The sequence below is a fragment of the Micromonospora aridisoli genome (assembly GCF_056150025.1).
Window position 1 is genome coordinate 139,051 of the sequence record NZ_JAXCFK010000002.1, and the last position, 14,863, is coordinate 153,913.

14 protein-coding genes and 1 pseudogene are annotated in these 14,863 nt (G+C 70.8%); 5 read left to right on the top strand and 10 right to left on the bottom strand.

Annotation, left to right across the window (positions count from 1 at the left end):
* Positions 1-40 precede the first annotated feature (40 nt).
* The 3 genes from trxB (at position 41) to SM447_RS04105 (ending at position 2,705) form a co-directional block, all read left to right on the top strand.
* The gene (trxB, locus tag SM447_RS04095; protein WP_474571374.1) at positions 41-994 is read left to right on the top strand and encodes a thioredoxin-disulfide reductase; all 954 of its coding nucleotides are present in this window, start codon (positions 41-43) and stop codon (positions 992-994) included.
* 17 nt (positions 995-1,011) lie between these two features.
* Positions 1,012-1,335 carry a thioredoxin gene (gene trxA, locus SM447_RS04100; RefSeq protein WP_164448776.1) on the top strand — a complete coding sequence of 108 codons (324 nt, stop codon included), beginning with the start codon at positions 1,012-1,014 and terminating at the stop codon, positions 1,333-1,335.
* 203 nt (positions 1,336-1,538) lie between these two features.
* Positions 1,539-2,705, top strand: coding sequence for an N-acetylmuramoyl-L-alanine amidase (locus SM447_RS04105; RefSeq protein ID WP_474571375.1), 1,167 nt, complete (start codon positions 1,539-1,541; stop codon positions 2,703-2,705).
* Between the two features lie 18 nt (positions 2,706-2,723).
* On the opposite strand, the gene SM447_RS04110 is transcribed toward SM447_RS04105, so the two are convergent.
* Positions 2,724-3,389: a GNAT family N-acetyltransferase gene (locus SM447_RS04110; RefSeq protein WP_099848413.1), complete on the bottom strand. Its 666-nt coding sequence runs from the start codon at positions 3,387-3,389 to the stop codon at positions 2,724-2,726.
* A 317-nt stretch (positions 3,390-3,706) separates the two neighbouring features.
* On the opposite strand from SM447_RS04110, the gene SM447_RS04115 reads away from it, so the two are divergent.
* Positions 3,707-5,020: an aminotransferase-like domain-containing protein gene (locus SM447_RS04115; protein ID WP_474571376.1), complete on the top strand. Its 1,314-nt coding sequence runs from the start codon at positions 3,707-3,709 to the stop codon at positions 5,018-5,020.
* An 8-nt stretch (positions 5,021-5,028) separates the two neighbouring features.
* Complete coding sequence (locus tag SM447_RS04120) at positions 5,029-6,018, top strand: D-alanine--D-alanine ligase family protein (protein WP_474571377.1); 990 nt, start codon at positions 5,029-5,031, stop codon at positions 6,016-6,018.
* A 738-nt stretch (positions 6,019-6,756) separates the two neighbouring features.
* Here SM447_RS04120 and SM447_RS04125 read toward each other — a convergent pair.
* The 9 genes and pseudogenes from SM447_RS04125 to rpmH form a co-directional block, all read right to left on the bottom strand.
* Positions 6,757-7,357, bottom strand: a pseudogene (locus tag SM447_RS04125) (hypothetical protein); the annotation flags it as partial.
* Between the two features lie 1,183 nt (positions 7,358-8,540).
* Positions 8,541-9,557 carry a ParB/RepB/Spo0J family partition protein gene (locus SM447_RS04130; protein ID WP_474571378.1) on the bottom strand — a complete coding sequence of 339 codons (1,017 nt, stop codon included), beginning with the start codon at positions 9,555-9,557 and terminating at the stop codon, positions 8,541-8,543.
* Positions 9,558-9,584: 27 nt separating this feature from the next.
* A complete protein-coding gene (locus SM447_RS04135; RefSeq protein ID WP_474571379.1) occupies positions 9,585-10,874 on the bottom strand; it encodes a ParA family protein in 1,290 nt (429 codons plus the stop codon).
* 286 nt (positions 10,875-11,160) lie between these two features.
* Positions 11,161-11,949: a 16S rRNA (guanine(527)-N(7))-methyltransferase RsmG gene (gene rsmG / locus SM447_RS04140; RefSeq protein WP_474571380.1), complete on the bottom strand. Its 789-nt coding sequence runs from the start codon at positions 11,947-11,949 to the stop codon at positions 11,161-11,163.
* 3 nt (positions 11,950-11,952) lie between these two features.
* Positions 11,953-12,540 (bottom strand): Jag family protein, encoded by a 588-nt coding sequence (locus SM447_RS04145; RefSeq protein ID WP_474571381.1) that lies wholly within the window; start codon positions 12,538-12,540, stop codon positions 11,953-11,955.
* A 212-nt stretch (positions 12,541-12,752) separates the two neighbouring features.
* Positions 12,753-13,742 (bottom strand): membrane protein insertase YidC, encoded by a 990-nt coding sequence (yidC, locus tag SM447_RS04150; RefSeq protein ID WP_474571382.1) that lies wholly within the window; start codon positions 13,740-13,742, stop codon positions 12,753-12,755.
* Between the two features lie 3 nt (positions 13,743-13,745).
* The gene (gene yidD, locus SM447_RS04155) at positions 13,746-13,979 is read right to left on the bottom strand and encodes a membrane protein insertion efficiency factor YidD (RefSeq protein WP_474571881.1); all 234 of its coding nucleotides are present in this window, start codon (positions 13,977-13,979) and stop codon (positions 13,746-13,748) included.
* 50 nt (positions 13,980-14,029) lie between these two features.
* Positions 14,030-14,443: a ribonuclease P protein component gene (gene rnpA, locus SM447_RS04160; RefSeq protein WP_474571882.1), complete on the bottom strand. Its 414-nt coding sequence runs from the start codon at positions 14,441-14,443 to the stop codon at positions 14,030-14,032.
* Positions 14,444-14,478: 35 nt separating this feature from the next.
* Positions 14,479-14,616, bottom strand: a complete 138-nt coding sequence (gene rpmH / locus SM447_RS04165; protein ID WP_013736606.1) for a 50S ribosomal protein L34 — start codon at positions 14,614-14,616, stop codon at positions 14,479-14,481.
* Positions 14,617-14,863 lie beyond the last annotated feature (247 nt).

A 14,863-nucleotide genomic window follows, 5' to 3' on the forward strand; every position in this document is an offset into this window, starting at 1 on the left:
GGACGCCGGTGACGACAGTCAACACGATTGGGAGACGGCAGTGGACGAGGTCCGCAACCTGGTCATCATCGGCTCCGGGCCGGCCGGATACACGGCGGCGGTCTACGCGGCGCGTGCCAACCTCAAGCCGCTGGTGATCGAGGGCGTGCAGTCCGGCGGCGCACTGATGACCACCACCGAGGTGGAGAACTTCCCCGGTTTCGCGGACGGCATCCTCGGTCCCGAACTGATGGACAACATGCGCAAGCAGGCCGAGCGGTTCGGTGCGGAGTTCCTGACCGACGACGTCACCCGGGTCGAACTGACCGACACCGGTCACCCCGGCACGGTGAGCACCATCTGGGTCGGCGAGACCGCGTACCGGGCCCGAGCTGTGATCCTCGCCACCGGCTCCGCCTGGCGCCCGCTCGGTGTGCCCGGTGAGCAGGAGTATCTCGGTCACGGCGTTTCGTCCTGCGCCACCTGCGACGGCTTCTTCTTCCGCAACCAGCACATCGTGGTCGTCGGTGGCGGCGATTCGGCGATGGAGGAGGCCAGCTTCCTGACCCGCTTCGCCGACTCGGTGACGATCATTCACCGCCGGGACTCGTTCCGGGCAAGCAAGATCATGGCCGAGCGGGCGCTGGGCAACGACAAGATCAAGGTCGAGTGGAACACCGTGGTGGAGGAGGTGCTCGGCGCCGACGGCAAGGTCTCCGGCGTACGGGTGCGCAACGTTCACACCGGCGAGGTCAAGGTGCTCGACGTCACCGGCGTGTTCGTGGCGATCGGCCACGACCCGCGCAGCGAACTGTTCCGCGGGCAGGTGGAACTGGACGACGAGGGGTACGTGAAGGTGCAGGCCCCGAGCACCCGGACCAGCGTCCCCGGTGTCTTCGCCGCTGGTGATCTGGTCGACCACACGTACCGGCAGGCGATCACCGCGGCCGGGACCGGCTGCGCGGCCGCCCTGGACGCGGAACGCTTCATCGCCACGCTGCCCAAGAGCGACTGACAATAGGAGGGTCAACAGTGGGAGCAACGAAGTCGGTCACCGACGCGAGCTTCGCCGCGGACGTGCTGAAGTCCGACAAGCCGGTCCTGGTGGATTTCTGGGCTGAATGGTGCGGGCCGTGCCGCAAGGTGTCGCCGCTGCTGGAGGAGATCGCCGGCGAGATGGGCGACCAGGTCAGCATCGTCAAGCTCAACATCGACGAGAACCCGGAGACCGCCCGGACGTACCGCGTGATGTCGGTGCCGACCCTCACCGTGTTCAAGAACGGTGAGCCGGTCCAGTCGATCGCCGGTGCCAAGCCCAAGGGCGAACTGGTCAAGCTGATCGAATCGGCGCTCTGACCCCAGGACGACGTTCGCCGTCGACCCCGTGCCGGGCCCACCGGCACGGGGTCGACGCGTTTTTCGCCGCCCACCACCCCTTCGGATCGCCCAGCGCATAACCTCGAACCGGGGCCGCCGGACGCCGGTGAGCACCTGGTCCCGGCCGACGGCGCTCGCACGTCCGGGCCCGGCAGCCACCGACCGTGCAGAGGGGGTCGTGCGTGCGTCCGATCCGTCCCGGTGACCGGGGACCCGCAGTGACCGAGATCCGTGCGGTGCTGACCGGCCTCGACCTGCTGTCGAAGGCGACCGGCCCACACAGTGACGAGTTCGACTCGGCCACCGAACACGCCGTCCGCGCGTTCCAGCAGTCACGGGGCCTCAGCGTCGACGGACGGGTCGGCGCCGAGACCTGGCGGGCCCTCGACGCCGCCCGCTGGCGCCTGGGCGCCCGCACCCTCTACCACGCGGTGCCCGTCCCGCTCACCGGCGAGGATGTCCGCTCCCTTCAGGAACGGCTGCTGGAGATGGGGTACGACACCGGCCGGGCCGACGCCATCTACGGCATCCGCACCTCCCGAGCGGTAGCCCAGTTCCAGCGTGAGGTGGGGCTCATTCCCGACGGCACCTGTGGCCCGCACACGATGAGCGCCCTGCGCCGGCTGGGCCGCAAGGTGGTCGGCGGTCGGCCGCAGTGGTTGCGCGAGTCGGATGCCATCCGGCAGTCCGGCCCGACCCTGGTCGGCCGGACCGTGGTGATCGACCCGGGCCACGGTGGCTCCGACCCCGGCGTCGTGGTGGCGGACGGCCCGCTGCGCTGGACCGAGGCGGATCTGATGCACGATCTGGCCAGCCGACTGGAGGGGCGCCTCGCCGCGTCCGGCGTACGGGTTCAGCTCACCCGGGGGCCGTCGCCGGAGACCTGCCTGCCCGACATCGACCGGGCGCAGCTGGCCAACTCGCTCGGCGCGGACGTGTTCATCTCGCTGCACACCGACGGCCACGCCAACCCGCTGGCCGAGGGGGTGGCGACGTACCACTACGGCACCGACAACGGGGTGACCTCCGCGACCGGTGAGCGGCTGGCCGGGCTGGTCCAGCGGGAGATCGTCGCGCGCACCGGGCTGCGGGACTGCCGTACCCACGCCAAGGCGTGGGATCTGCTCCGGATCACCCGAATGCCGGCGGTACGCGTCGAGGTCGGCTACCTCACCTCGCCGAGCGACCGGGAACGGTTGATCGCCCCCCGATTCCGGGACACGCTGGTCGAGGCGATGGTGGCCGCGGTGCAGCGGATGTACCTGCCGATCGAACGGGACGTACCGACCGGCTCGATCGACGTGAGCGAGCTGCGCGCGGCGGTGGCCGCCGGCACGGTGGTCGACTGAGCAGCCCGTCGGACCGGCTCAGCCGGCGGTGGAGCGGGTGGCCGGTGTCGGCCGGACCGGTCGCAGCAGTGACTCCGGGCTCATCGAGCCGAGCAGCTTCTCCAGCGCGTACTCGACGTCGGACTTCCAGCTCAACGCCGTCCGCAACTCCAGCCGCAGCCGGGGAAACCGCGGATGCGGACGAACCGTCTTGAAGCCCACCGAAAGGAAGAAGTCCGCGGGGGCCACGCAGGCCCCGCCCGGGTCGGCGGAGTCGCCGAACTTCGCGTCGCCGAACGCCTCGATCGCCTTGATCCCCCGCTTGGTCAGATCGCGGGCCACCCCCTGCACCAGCATCCGACCGAGGCCACCGCCGGAGAACGCGGGCACCACGTTCGCGGTCATCAGCAGCGCCGCGTCGGCGGAGACCGGCGAGGTCGGAAAGGCCATCGAACGGGGGACGTAGGCCGGCGGGGCGTACATGACGAAACCGGCCGGCATGCCGTCGACGTAGATCAGCTTGCCGCAGGAACCCCACTCCAGCAGGGTCTGCGAGACCCACGCCTCCTTCTCCAGCCCGGGGTCACCGGCGGCGCAGGCGCGGTCCGCGGAAACCGGATCAAGTTCCCAGTAGACGCACTGCCGACAGGGGCGGGGCAGGTCCTCCAGGGTGTCCAGGGTCAGACTGACCAGACGTCGCGACATTGACGCTTCCCCACACTAGGCTCGGAGGTGGGACCGGCCCGCACGGCACCGCCGCCTGAGCGGCCCGGACGGCACCGCCGTGTTCCTGCCCCCGACGAGCGATCGTACGCCGCCGATCGGCGGCACGGGAGCCTAAGGGCAAACGTCCACCTCAGGGGTGTCGGTCGCCGGTCCGCCATGTGGACGTGGGGGAAATGGAGGACGCGTCGCGCGGTGCCCGGCGGCTAGGATCGACACTCGGCGCGCCGTACCGCCATGGTCGCCGTTGTCCGGGGTATCCGGACCGGAGCCGTCCGAGCAGCCATCGGGGTGATGTGATGACCGGCACGACACTCGACGACTACACCGACCGGTACGCCCGCCGGGTGCGGGGGATGACCGCGTCGGAGATCAGGGCGCTCTTCGCGGTCGCCAGCCGGCCGGAGGTGGTCTCGCTCGCCGGTGGCGCGCCGTACATCGCCGCGCTCCCACTCGACGCCGTCGGTGAGATGCTCGGCCGGCTCGGTGCCGAGCACGGCACCACGACCCTGCAGTACGGCATCGGTCAGGGCACCCTGGAACTGCGGGAGCGGATCTGCGAGGTGATGGCCCTCTCCGGCATCGACGCCGCCTGCGGCGCCTCGCCGGAGGACGTCGTGGTGACCGTCGGCGGGCAGCAGGCGTTGGACCTGGTGGCCCGTCTCTTCCTGGACCCGGGTGACGTGGTGCTCGCCGAGGGGCCGACGTACGTCGGTGCGCTCGGAGTGTTCCAGGCCGCCCAGGCACAGGTCGTACACGTGCCCATGGACGAGGACGGCCTGCTCCCGGAGGCGCTGGAACTCGCGATCGCGGAGCAGGCCCGGGCGGGACGACGGGTCAAGTTCCTGTACACCATCCCGACCTTCCAGAACCCGACCGGGGTGACCCTGACCGATCAGCGCCGCGATCAGGTCCTCGACATCTGCGAACGCGCCGGCCTGCTGGTGGTCGAGGACGACCCGTACGGCCAGTTGGGTTTCGAGCGTGAGGCACCCGCGCCGTTGCGCGCACGCCGCCGCGACGGCGTCTTCTACCTGAGCACGTTCTCCAAGACGTTCGCCCCCGGGCTGCGGGTCGGCTGGATCCTCGCGCCGCACGCCGTACGCGACAAGCTCGTGATCGCCAGCGAGGCGCAGATCCTCTGCCCCAGCGCGTACGCGCAGGCCGCCGTCAGCACCTACCTCGGCACCATGCCGTGGCGCGAGCAGTTGAAGGTCTACCGGGAGGTCTACCGGGAGCGGCGGGACGCGATGCTCACCGCCCTGGAGGACCTGATGCCGGCCGGCACCCGGTGGACCACGCCCGGCGGCGGGCTGTTCGTCTGGGCCACGCTCCCCGACGGGCTCGACTCCAAGGCGATGATGCCCCGGGCCATCGCCGCGCGGGTGGCGTACGTGCCCGGTACCGGCTTCTACGCCGACGGCAGCGGCAACGGTCACATCCGACTCAACTTCTCGTTCCCGCCACCGGAGCGGATCCGTGAGGGCGTCCGTCGGCTGGCCGGAGTGATGGAGCAGGACATCGCCATGCGGCGGGTGTTCGGGGCGGTCAGTGGGCCGGGTGCCCGGCGAGGCCGGGCCGGCTGGGACGCGCCGGGACCAGACTTGGCATGATGCCCGGCATGGGTGTCACCGCTGCCGAAGAACCCGCCGTGTCGGGGCCCGAGACCACCGATCTGCACGTGCTCGTGCTCGCCGGCGGTCTGTCGTACGAGCGTGACGTGTCGTTACGCTCCGGCCGCCGGGTACTCGACGCGCTGCGGGCCGTCGGGGTGCAGGCCGAGCTGCGCGACGCCGACGTGGCCCTGCTGCCGGCACTGACCGCGGACCCGCCCGACGCCGTGGTGATCGCCCTGCACGGCGCCACCGGCGAGGACGGGTCGCTGCGCGGCGTCCTCGACCTGTGTGGCGTGCCGTACGTCGGATGTGACGCTCGGGCCTCCCGCCTCGCGTGGGACAAGCCGTCGGCGAAGGCGGTACTGCGTGAGGCCGGCATCGCCACCCCCGACTGGGTCGCGCTGCCGCACGACAGGTTCAGCGAACTCGGCGCGGTGGCCGTACTGGACCGCATCGTCGACCGGTTGGGGCTGCCGCTCATGGTGAAGCCCGCCCAGGGCGGCTCCGGCCTGGGCGCCGCCGTGGTCCGGGACGCGGCCTCGCTGCCGGCCGCCATGGTCGGCTGTTTCGCGTACGACTCGACGGCACTCGTCGAGCGATACGTTCCCGGCATGGACGTGGCGGTCTCCGTCGTCGACCTGGGTGACGGCCCGCAGGCGCTACCGGCGGTGGAGATCGTGCCCCGCAACGGCCTGTACGACTATGCGGCCCGCTACACCGCCGGCCGGACCACCTGGCACACTCCGGCCCGCCTGGAGCCAGCGGTCGCTGAGTCGGTGGCTCAGGTCGCCCTGGCCGCCCACAACGCTCTCGGCCTGCGTGACCTCAGCCGAGTCGATCTGATCGTCGACTCGACGGGTCAACCGCATGTACTCGAGGTCAACGTCTCACCGGGAATGACCGAGACCTCGCTGCTGCCACTCGCGGTACAGGCCGCCGGCCTCGACTTCGGTCGCATCCTCGGCACGATGGTCACCCGCGCCGCAACTCGCTGACTGCCGCGGCCGCGCTCACGATCGACCAGGTCGCTGGACAGCGAAGCCCGGTCGCCCGTACCGGCCATCCGCCGCGCTGCTGACCGCGGATCAGCGTCCGCGATCGGACGCCTGCCCACCGATCCTTCCCGTCGCCGATCGGTGGGCGTGCTGAGCCGACTCCTTACCGCCCGGGTCCACCGGGAGACGTCGTACCGTCCCTGGGCGGTGTGCCCGGTTGCGACCCTTCGCTCGTCGGAGCCGCTACCGCTTCCACCTCATCCGCCGTCCGGACGCTGTCGGTGGTGTCGACGCGGCCGCCTGGATCGGTGCTAGCGGTTCCGCCCGCGGTGTCAGCGCTGTCGGTGGTGTCGACGCTGCCGGCGTTGATCCTGTCGGCCTGGTCGGTGGTACCGCTGCCGGCCCGGCCCGTGGCATCGGCCTGGTCGCTGGCATCGGCTCGGCCGGTGAGGTCGGCCTGGCCGGTGGCGTCGGCGTGCGGTTCCGGCGTGCCGGGAGCCAGCTGTTTCGTCGATTCAGGGCGGGGCACCTCGGACACGTTCGCCGCCGGATGCTCCTGCGCATCGTCGGCCACCCGTTCCGGTACCGGATCCGTGTCCGGCGGCGGCGTTGTCGACGCTTCCGGCGGCTGGGAGTCCAGGCCGCCGCCTGGTACGTCGGGCGGCTCGGCCGTCTCGCCGATGACGTCCAGAAGCGACCCGCCGTCGGTCGGTTTCGGGTCGGCCGGCGTGGCCGACTGAGCAGCCAGGCTGGACGGTGCCTGCCACTGGATGCGGGGTGGCTCGGCAAGCGGTCGCCCGCCGAACTCGGCCAGCCAGGCGGCAACGAGGGCGAGGTTCTCCCGCCACTTCTCCTCGGAGATGGGCGGCAGGATCGAGTCCCACAGCGACAGGAAGGTCCCACGAAGCTGGAGCCGCCCGTACGGCCGAGCGAGGAACCACATGTGGAGATGGGCGGACCCGTCTCCCCAACGGTTGACATGCACTCGAGCCACCCCGTCCAGCGAGCGGATGGCCTTTTCGAGCCGTACCGTCATCACCCCCAGCTCGGCGGCGAGGAGGTTCGGTAGGTCGCCGAGGTCGAGGTGCGACCGCGACTCCAGGATGAGGACCATGGGCAGACCTGTCGGCCGGTCCATGGCTCGCACACGCCACCGTTCGCCGACCCAGATGTAGGCCTCGTCGGGTGCCAGGCAGGCGGTGCATTCTCGGTGAGCCTCACCCTTGCGGGGCGGCTCGACCGGAACCGGATCGGCGAGTTGCTTGACCCGGAGCTCGCCTTCGAAGGGGAAGGACGGCCACTGGGTGAAGTCCGGGATTGAGGGAGGGGTGTCGTGCACGACGCTGACCCTAACCGAGTCCGGGACTCGTGTCCCTACCCGAATCACCTTCGTCTCCCGGTGACGCTCGGATGGCGGGACAAGGAGCGTCAGATCGTTCTCCCCAGAGTTATCCACAGGCTGGCGGATAGGCTCGCGCACGCCGCGATGCTGGTTCGACAAGGGCTTTCGAGCCCTGTTTCACGTGAAACGATGTGAGCCTGTGGACAACCGGTGTGGATAACGTCGAGCAGACCGTGACCCGGTCGCTCGTCACCGTTCGCCATCGCCGTGCCAATCTGCATCACCCCTCACAATCGCCCGCCCTCGCCGCGCGGTCGCCGGTCGTCTGGCCACGCCCCGCTGCCCGGTCGCCGGTCGCCGGTCGCCGGTCGCCGGTCGCCGGGAGAGCGTTGCCGTTTCACGTGAAACGGCAACGGCGGCGCGTCATGGGTTGCCGACCGGTGTGCCGGCGGTTGTCCACCGCGCCTCGGTACTTCCGGCGGAGCCGGGCGGCCAGCACCAAGCGAAGCCTGGTTCTGACATCGCTTGAGGGGGCCGGCAGCGAACACGAGGTGCCCTGCTCCGTGCCGAGGCTGCCGCAGCCGGCGGTGCTGGCGGTGCTGGCGGTGCTGGCGCCACGCGACAGCCTCCAACGCCAACGGCCGGCGCGCCCGGGTCGTACCCCGCTCGGTGCGGGAAGGGTCACCTACCCGCGATGGCTTGTTTCACGTGAAACGGGGCGGTTGGTTATCGACGGCGTCGGTAAGACCTCGCCAGTGGTGGACCTCCTCCCGCCTGCCCGACACCTGGCGGGTTGCGGCACGTCGGGCCACCAGCGCGGCTCGACAAGCCGACATACGCAACCCGGATGTCCACGACGAGGCGCACCGCCCGCCCGGGCGAATTCGGATCCGCCACGACTGCCTCCGACAACCGGGCTTCCTCGGGGGCCGCAGACCACGGGGGGCGACGGTCCACTGACGTTCGACGTACCGGGCATCGGGCACCGGACCAGGCCGCGTTTCTTAAGGCTCGGTTCTATCCGGACGAACCTCCACGCCGCTGGTCGCCGTCTGGGTCTGGCGCGCCGGGCACGGTCGTATAAAACGCGGCCTAGCAGTCGGCTGAGAGCGGGCAGGGGCCTACACAGACGAAACGGCCGACTCCTCCGGTCGTGAGGAGTCGGCCGTTGGTCTGGGGATCAGTCTTCCGGCTCTTCGCGTTCGACTCCGATGATGCCGACGATCCGCTCAAGGTCGTCGACGGTGGCGAACTCGATTGTGATCTTGCCCTTGCTCCGCCCGATGTCGACCTTCACGCGGGTGTCGAATCGGTCGGAGAGGCGGTCGGCGAGATCGTTCAGTGCCGGCGCGTGCGGCTTGGGTCGGCGCTTCGCCGATTCCTTCTTACCCGGTCCTTCGCTGAGGGCGAGCGCGACGATCTCCTCGGTCGCCCGTACTGACAGACCCTCGGCGACGATCCGCAGCGCCAACTGCTCCTGGGTCTCCGTATCCTCCAGGCTCAGCAGCGCCCGGGCATGTCCGGCGGAGAGCACACCGGCCGCGACGCGCCGCTGTACCGGTGCCGGCAGGTTCAGCAGCCGGATGGTGTTCGAGATCTGCGGGCGGCTGCGGCCGATGCGCCGGGCGAGTTCCTCGTGGGTGGCCCCGAACTCCTCCAGCAGCTGCTGGTAGGCGGCCGCCTCCTCCAGCGGGTTGAGGTTCGCCCGGTGGATGTTCTCCAGCAGCGCGTCCCGCAGCATGGCGTCGTCCCGGGTGTCGCGCACGATCGCCGGGATGTTCTCCCGGCCGACCGCCTGCGCGGCTCGCCACCGCCGCTCACCCATGACGAGTTCGAACTTCTCGCCGTCGAGCTGTCGCACCACGATCGGCTGGAGAAAGCCGACCTCCTGGATGGAGGTCTTCAGTTCCTCAAGGGCTTCCTCGTCGAAGACCTGCCGAGGCTGCTTCGGGTTGGGCACGATCGAGTCGACCGGGATCTCGGCGAAGCGCGCGCCGGGGACCGGGCTGAGTGCCGACCCATGATCCGGTGCGGGCGCGAGCGTCGGCACCGCGACCGGTGGCGCGACGGATGGCGACCCGCTCGCTCCGGCCGTCGGCGCACCGACGCCAGCTGCGACGCTGGCGTCCTGCGCCGGACCGGTCGGAATGAGCGCTCCCAGGCCCCGCCCCAGACCGCCCCGTGGACGGTTCTTCATGCCACGCCTCCCAGCGCCTCGTCCGCACTACGCATTCCGGCCCACCGGCTCCTTGACGCCCCGCTCCGCGATCTCCTGCGCGGCCTCGAAGTAGCTCGTCGCACCCCGCGAACCGGGATCGTAGGTCATCACCGACTGGCCGTAGCTGGGCGCCTCGGAGACCCGCACGTTACGCGGAATCACGGCCTGGAGCACCTTGTCCCCGAAGTGGTTCCGGACATCCTGCTCGACCGCGTCGGCAAGCCGGGTACGCCGGTCGTACATGGTGAGCAGGATCGTGGAGACCTCAAGCCGCGGGTTGAGGTGCTGGCGAACCAGGTTGATGTTGTTGATGAGCTGGTTGAGCCCTTCGAGCGCGTAGTACTCGCACTGGATGGGGATCAGCACCTCCTGGGCGGCCACCAACGCGTTGACGGTCAGCAGGCCGAGGGAGGGCGGGCAGTCGATGAAGACGTAGTCGAAGTGGCCGGGGTAGGCGGTGATGGCCCGGTCCAGGCGTGACTCGCGGGCCACCACGGAAACCAGCTCGATCTCCGCGCCGGCGAGGTCGATGGTGGCCGGCACACACCAGAGGTTGGGGATGCCCTCGACCGCCTGGGTCACATCCTCCAGCGGCACGCTGTTGATCAGGCAGTCGTACACGTCCGGCACGCCGGTGTGGTGCGGCACGTTCAGGCCCGTCGAGGCGTTGCCTTGCGGGTCCAGGTCGATCACGAGCACCCGGTTGCCGTGCAGGGCGAGTGCCACCGCGAGGTTGACCGTGGTCGTGGTCTTACCCACGCCGCCCTTCTGGTTCGCGACGCACATGACCCGGGTCCGTTCCGGACGAGGCATGGTCACCTCGCCACTGGGATTCAGGATCTGCACGGCGCGCATCGCCTCCATAGCCAACGGTGGGTCATCCTCTTCGCGCGTCGGGGTTTCACGTGAAACGTACGCGGCCTCGGTTGCGGCTGGGTCGTAGGACCCGGCCTGAGGCGTGGGCGTGTCGGAAGCCGGCCGGGGATCCGGCACCACCCCGGAGGCCGCGGGGTGGGCCGATGCCGCTTCGAAGCGAGCGGATGCCGAGGTGTTCCGTCGGATCGGAATCACCCGCGCGTCGGGGGAGGCGTTGGCCGGCCGGCCGCTCGCGTCCATGCCGTCGCGCCCCTCGCCGCTGGCCGACCACGGAGCACCCGACGTCGGCGCATTCCGGCCGGGTTCCGATGAGTGCTGCACCTCTGAGGGTCGCCAGTTCGGATATTCGGTTTCACGTGAAACCGGGTCATCCCCTGACCCGGTCACGCGCGGATCGTCGTACCTGCCGTCGTCATGCACCTGTCATCCCTGCCCGCTTCGGATGGTCGGTCCGCACCCGTCAAACCGGGCCACTCGCGCGCTGTCCGCAGAGGTACCGCCCGGCGGGAGCGGCCGGGCCCCGAAGGGAGATCCATCGCCGCCCGCTCCACACTATCGACGCGCGGCCAGCCTACGGCGCACGGGCGCGGCCGGTCCACGTCGGGTTGATAACGCGCCGGCCGAACCGAGTCGGTTCGGCCGCAGGCGGGAACCGTTCAACCCGGCGGGTCAGCCTGAAAATAGCGAGGTGGTCGGGCGATTCGGCTCACCGCCGGCGGGAGCGTGTCTTCCTCGACGACGTCCGAGGCGTCGGGCCTACGGCCCGCTCGCGGACGATCTCGACCACGATGGTCGGCGGTTCCACCACTCCCGCACCGCACCGGTGCAGCACGGGCGTTCCACCGCCCAGTCGGTGCACCGCCTCGGCGTGCTCGGCGATCTCCTCGGCCGCCGAGGCTCCCTTCAGCGCGAGCAGTCGGCCACCGGACGCGGCCAGGGGCAGGCACCAGCCGGCCAGTCGGTCCAGTGGCGCCACCGCTCGGGCGGTGACCACGTCACCGTGCAGGGCGTCCGGCCCGGCGGCCGCCTCCTCGGCCCGACCGCGGAACACCCGCACGGAGCTGGTCAGGCCGAGCTCCTCCACCGCCTCCTCCAGGAACACGGTGCGGCGGGCCAGCGGCTCGATGAGCGTCACGGCCAGGTCGGGACGCGCGATGGCGAGCACGAGACCGGGAAGCCCGGCACCCGACCCGACGTCCAGCACGGAAGCGCCGGACGGGATCAGCTCGGCCACCGCCGCGCAGTTCAACAGGTGGCGGTCCCAGATGCGGGGCGTCTCGCGTGGGCCGATCAGCCCCCGCACCACCCCGTCGGTGGCGAGCAGCTCGGCGTACGCTGCCGCGAGGTCGAGGCGTACGCCGAAGAGCCGGCCAGCCGCCTCGGCCAGTTCGGGGGGCAGGACCGCCACGGTGGGCCGAGGCGGAACAGCCGGCGGCCCGGGTGGCGTACCACCCGGGCCGGAAGCCGCAACGCCGCTGGCGTCGTCTCGCGTCATTCGTCAGTCCGCGGGACGCACGACGATGCGCCGGCTGGGCTCGACGCCCTCGGACTCGCTCTCCACCCCGTCGATCGCATTGACCACGTCGTGGACGCACTTGCGCTCGAAGGCCGACATCGGCTCCAGCCGCACCGGCTCACCGTGCTCCTTGACCTTCTCGACGGCGTTGCGGGCGACCGCCGCGAGTTCCTTGCGCCGGTTGGCCCGGTACCCGCCCACGTCGAGCAGCAGACGACTCGGTGAACCGGTCTGCCGGAACACCGCGAGCCGGGCCAGTTCCTGGAGCGCCTCGAGGGTGGCACCGCGCTGGCCGACCAGGTTCTGCAGGCGACCGCCGACGACCTCGACCACCGGCCGTCCGCCCGACACCAGTTCGTCGATGTCGCCGTCGTAGTCGAGGATGTCGAGCAGCCCCTCGACGTAGTCGGCCGCGATCTCGCTCTGCCGGAACAGGTCGCTCTCGCCGGCTGCCTTGCTCGGCGCCGCTTCGGCGTCGGTCTCCTCCGGCTCGCCCTCGACCGGAGCCGCCGCGGTCGGCTCCTCGTCGTCCAGGGGCTGTTCGGCGCGGGGGATGCTGGTGTCGGTCACGGTGTCATCTCCGTACTCGCTCGGCCGGACCTCGGGTCCGCTGGTTTCCCGCGGCCGGCGGGACGTCGCCGGTGCCCACGGGCACGTCTGTAGGGGCAGTCTCGCCCGTCTACCACCACTCGCGTGGCGCTTCGCGCTCCGGCGCCTGCCATCTGGCGGCTGCACGGTGCGCGACGGGCCGCCGCCGGGGAACCGGCGGCGGCCCGGACGATTCAGCCCTGCCGCTTGGCGGGGCGGCCCTTCTTCGGGTTGGCCGGCTTGGCGCCCGGCTTCGGCCCGGCGACCTTCGGCGCGGCCGGGGGCGGCGGCACGGCGGCCGGCTTGCTCCGGCCGAAGAGCCCGCCGGTCTTGGCCGGCTGCGTCCCGTTACGCCCCGAGGTGCCCGTCTTGGCGCTGGTCGCGGTCACCGGCGGCGGGAACTTGCGGAGCACCCACTGCTGCTGGCCGAGGGTGAACAGGTTGTTGGTGACCCAGTAGATGATCACACCGATCGGGAAGATGGCGCCGGAGATCAGCAGGGACAGCGGGATGCCGTAGAGCATCAGGCGCTGGATCATGCGCTGCTGCGGGTCCTCCGCCCAGCCCGTCTTGAGGATCATCTGGCGGCTGGTGAGGTACGTGGTGCCCATCATCACCAGCACCAGCACACCGGCCATGATCTTGACCGTCGTGCCGTTGGCACCGAGCCGGGCCAGTTCCTCCGCGGTGGACCCGAACTTGCCGGCGATGGGGGCGGTGAAGAGCGTGGCGGTGGCGGCGCTGTCGAACTGGCCGACGGTCCACCCGTACAGCGTCTTGGCGGCCTCACCGCGATCCGGGTTGAGTCGACGCAGCACGTGGAAGAGGCCGAGGAAGACCGGGATCTGGAGGAACATCGGAAGGCAGCCCATGAGCGGGTTGGCCTTTTCCTTCCGGTAGAGCTCCATCATCTCCTTCTGGAGCGTCTCCCGGTCACCCTTGTGCTTCTCCTGGAGGGCCTTCACCTGCGGCTGGAGCGCCTGCATCGCCCGCTGCGACTTGATCTGCTTCACGAAGACCGGGAACAGGATGACCCGGACCGTGACCACCAGGAAGACGATGGCGAGGATCCACGCCCAGTTGGTGCCGAGGACCGCGGCGTCCGAGATCCCGACGGCCTCCCAGGCCGAATGCCAGGCCAGCAGGATCCACGAGATCGCGTAGTAGATCCAGTCGAGACTCAATTCTCAGGCTCCAGTCACGTCGGCAGGTCGGCGGCCGCCCGGCTCCGGCACCGGGTCGTATCCACCAGGATGGAATGGGTGGCAGCGCGACAGCCGCCGGACCGTCAGACCGGCTCCCCGGAGCGCGCCGTGCCGCGCCACCGCCTCCAGGGCGTAGGCACTACACGACGGGTAGAACCGACAGCGGGCCGGCAACGCCGGACTTATCCACCGACGGTACGCGACGATGGGCACCATCAGCACCCGGGCACCCGTGGTGGCCGGGCGGGACGGCGTCTGCTCGGCGATCACCGGGACCGCCGTCCCCGGCCGGACCGGGTCGCCGCGAGCGCCTCGTCCAGGTCGCTACCGAGCCGTTGGTACGTGGCATCGGCCGCGGCAGGCAGAGCGCGTACCACAAGGGTGCTGCCGGCCGGCAGAGCGACGAGTCGTTCCCGGGTCAGATGCCGCAACCGGCGGCGGACCCGGTTCCGGACCACGGCGGGGCCCACCGCCTTGGAAACCACGAAGCCGGCGCGGGACACCGGCGGGGAGTCTGCCTCCGCGCCGTCCCGCGCCGGCTTCGGCGCTTCGTTGTCAGATCCGGATGTGCTCGGCAGGGTCAGATGGACGACCAGCGCGCCACGGCCGGCTCGACGGCCACCGCGAACCGCTGCGGCGAAGTCGCTGCTGCGCCGCAGTCGTTGGGCGGTCGCCAGCACGACTGCCACGTCCTCCGGAGCGGACCTGACCGGCCTCAGGCCGACAGGCGGGCGCGGCCCTTGGCGCGACGGGTCGAGATGATGGCGCGGCCGGCCCGGGTGCGCATGCGCAGCCGGAAGCCGTGGGTCTTCGCGCGCCGGCGGTTGTTCGGCTGGTAGGTGCGCTTGCTCACGTCAGGCTCTCCGTTGTCGGACGCCCCGGGCGAGTGGATCGCCGGGTCGTGGTGGTCCGGGCCGCCGCTGCGGTGGCCCCGATCGGTGCTGCCCGGGCGGTGCGTGACCTCGGCTGTGCGATGAGCGACCGTGGGCAGCGAGCACCCATCACCCTAGCAGAGGGCGTGAGAGCAGCCCCTCCAGCCTAGGTCGGGGGGCAATCAGCGTCAAACCCGGCCACTCGGGCGGTGAGCTGGGGCGAAGGAC

Excerpts from the sequence above, each read along its gene's own strand:
- rsmG (WP_474571380.1), bottom strand. The coding sequence starts at position 11,949 with ATGACGCGAGACGACGCCAGCGGCGTTGCGGCTTCCGGCCCGGGTGGT.
- SM447_RS04130 (WP_474571378.1), bottom strand. The coding sequence starts at position 9,557 with ATGAAGAACCGTCCACGGGGCGGTCTGGGGCGGGGCCTGGGAGCGCTC.
- yidD (WP_474571881.1), bottom strand. The coding sequence starts at position 13,979 with ATGGTGCCCATCGTCGCGTACCGTCGGTGGATAAGTCCGGCGTTGCCG.
- SM447_RS04115 (WP_474571376.1), top strand. The coding sequence starts at position 3,707 with ATGACCGGCACGACACTCGACGACTACACCGACCGGTACGCCCGCCGG.
- SM447_RS04110 (WP_099848413.1), bottom strand. The coding sequence starts at position 3,389 with ATGTCGCGACGTCTGGTCAGTCTGACCCTGGACACCCTGGAGGACCTG.
- SM447_RS04120 (WP_474571377.1), top strand. The coding sequence starts at position 5,029 with ATGGGTGTCACCGCTGCCGAAGAACCCGCCGTGTCGGGGCCCGAGACC.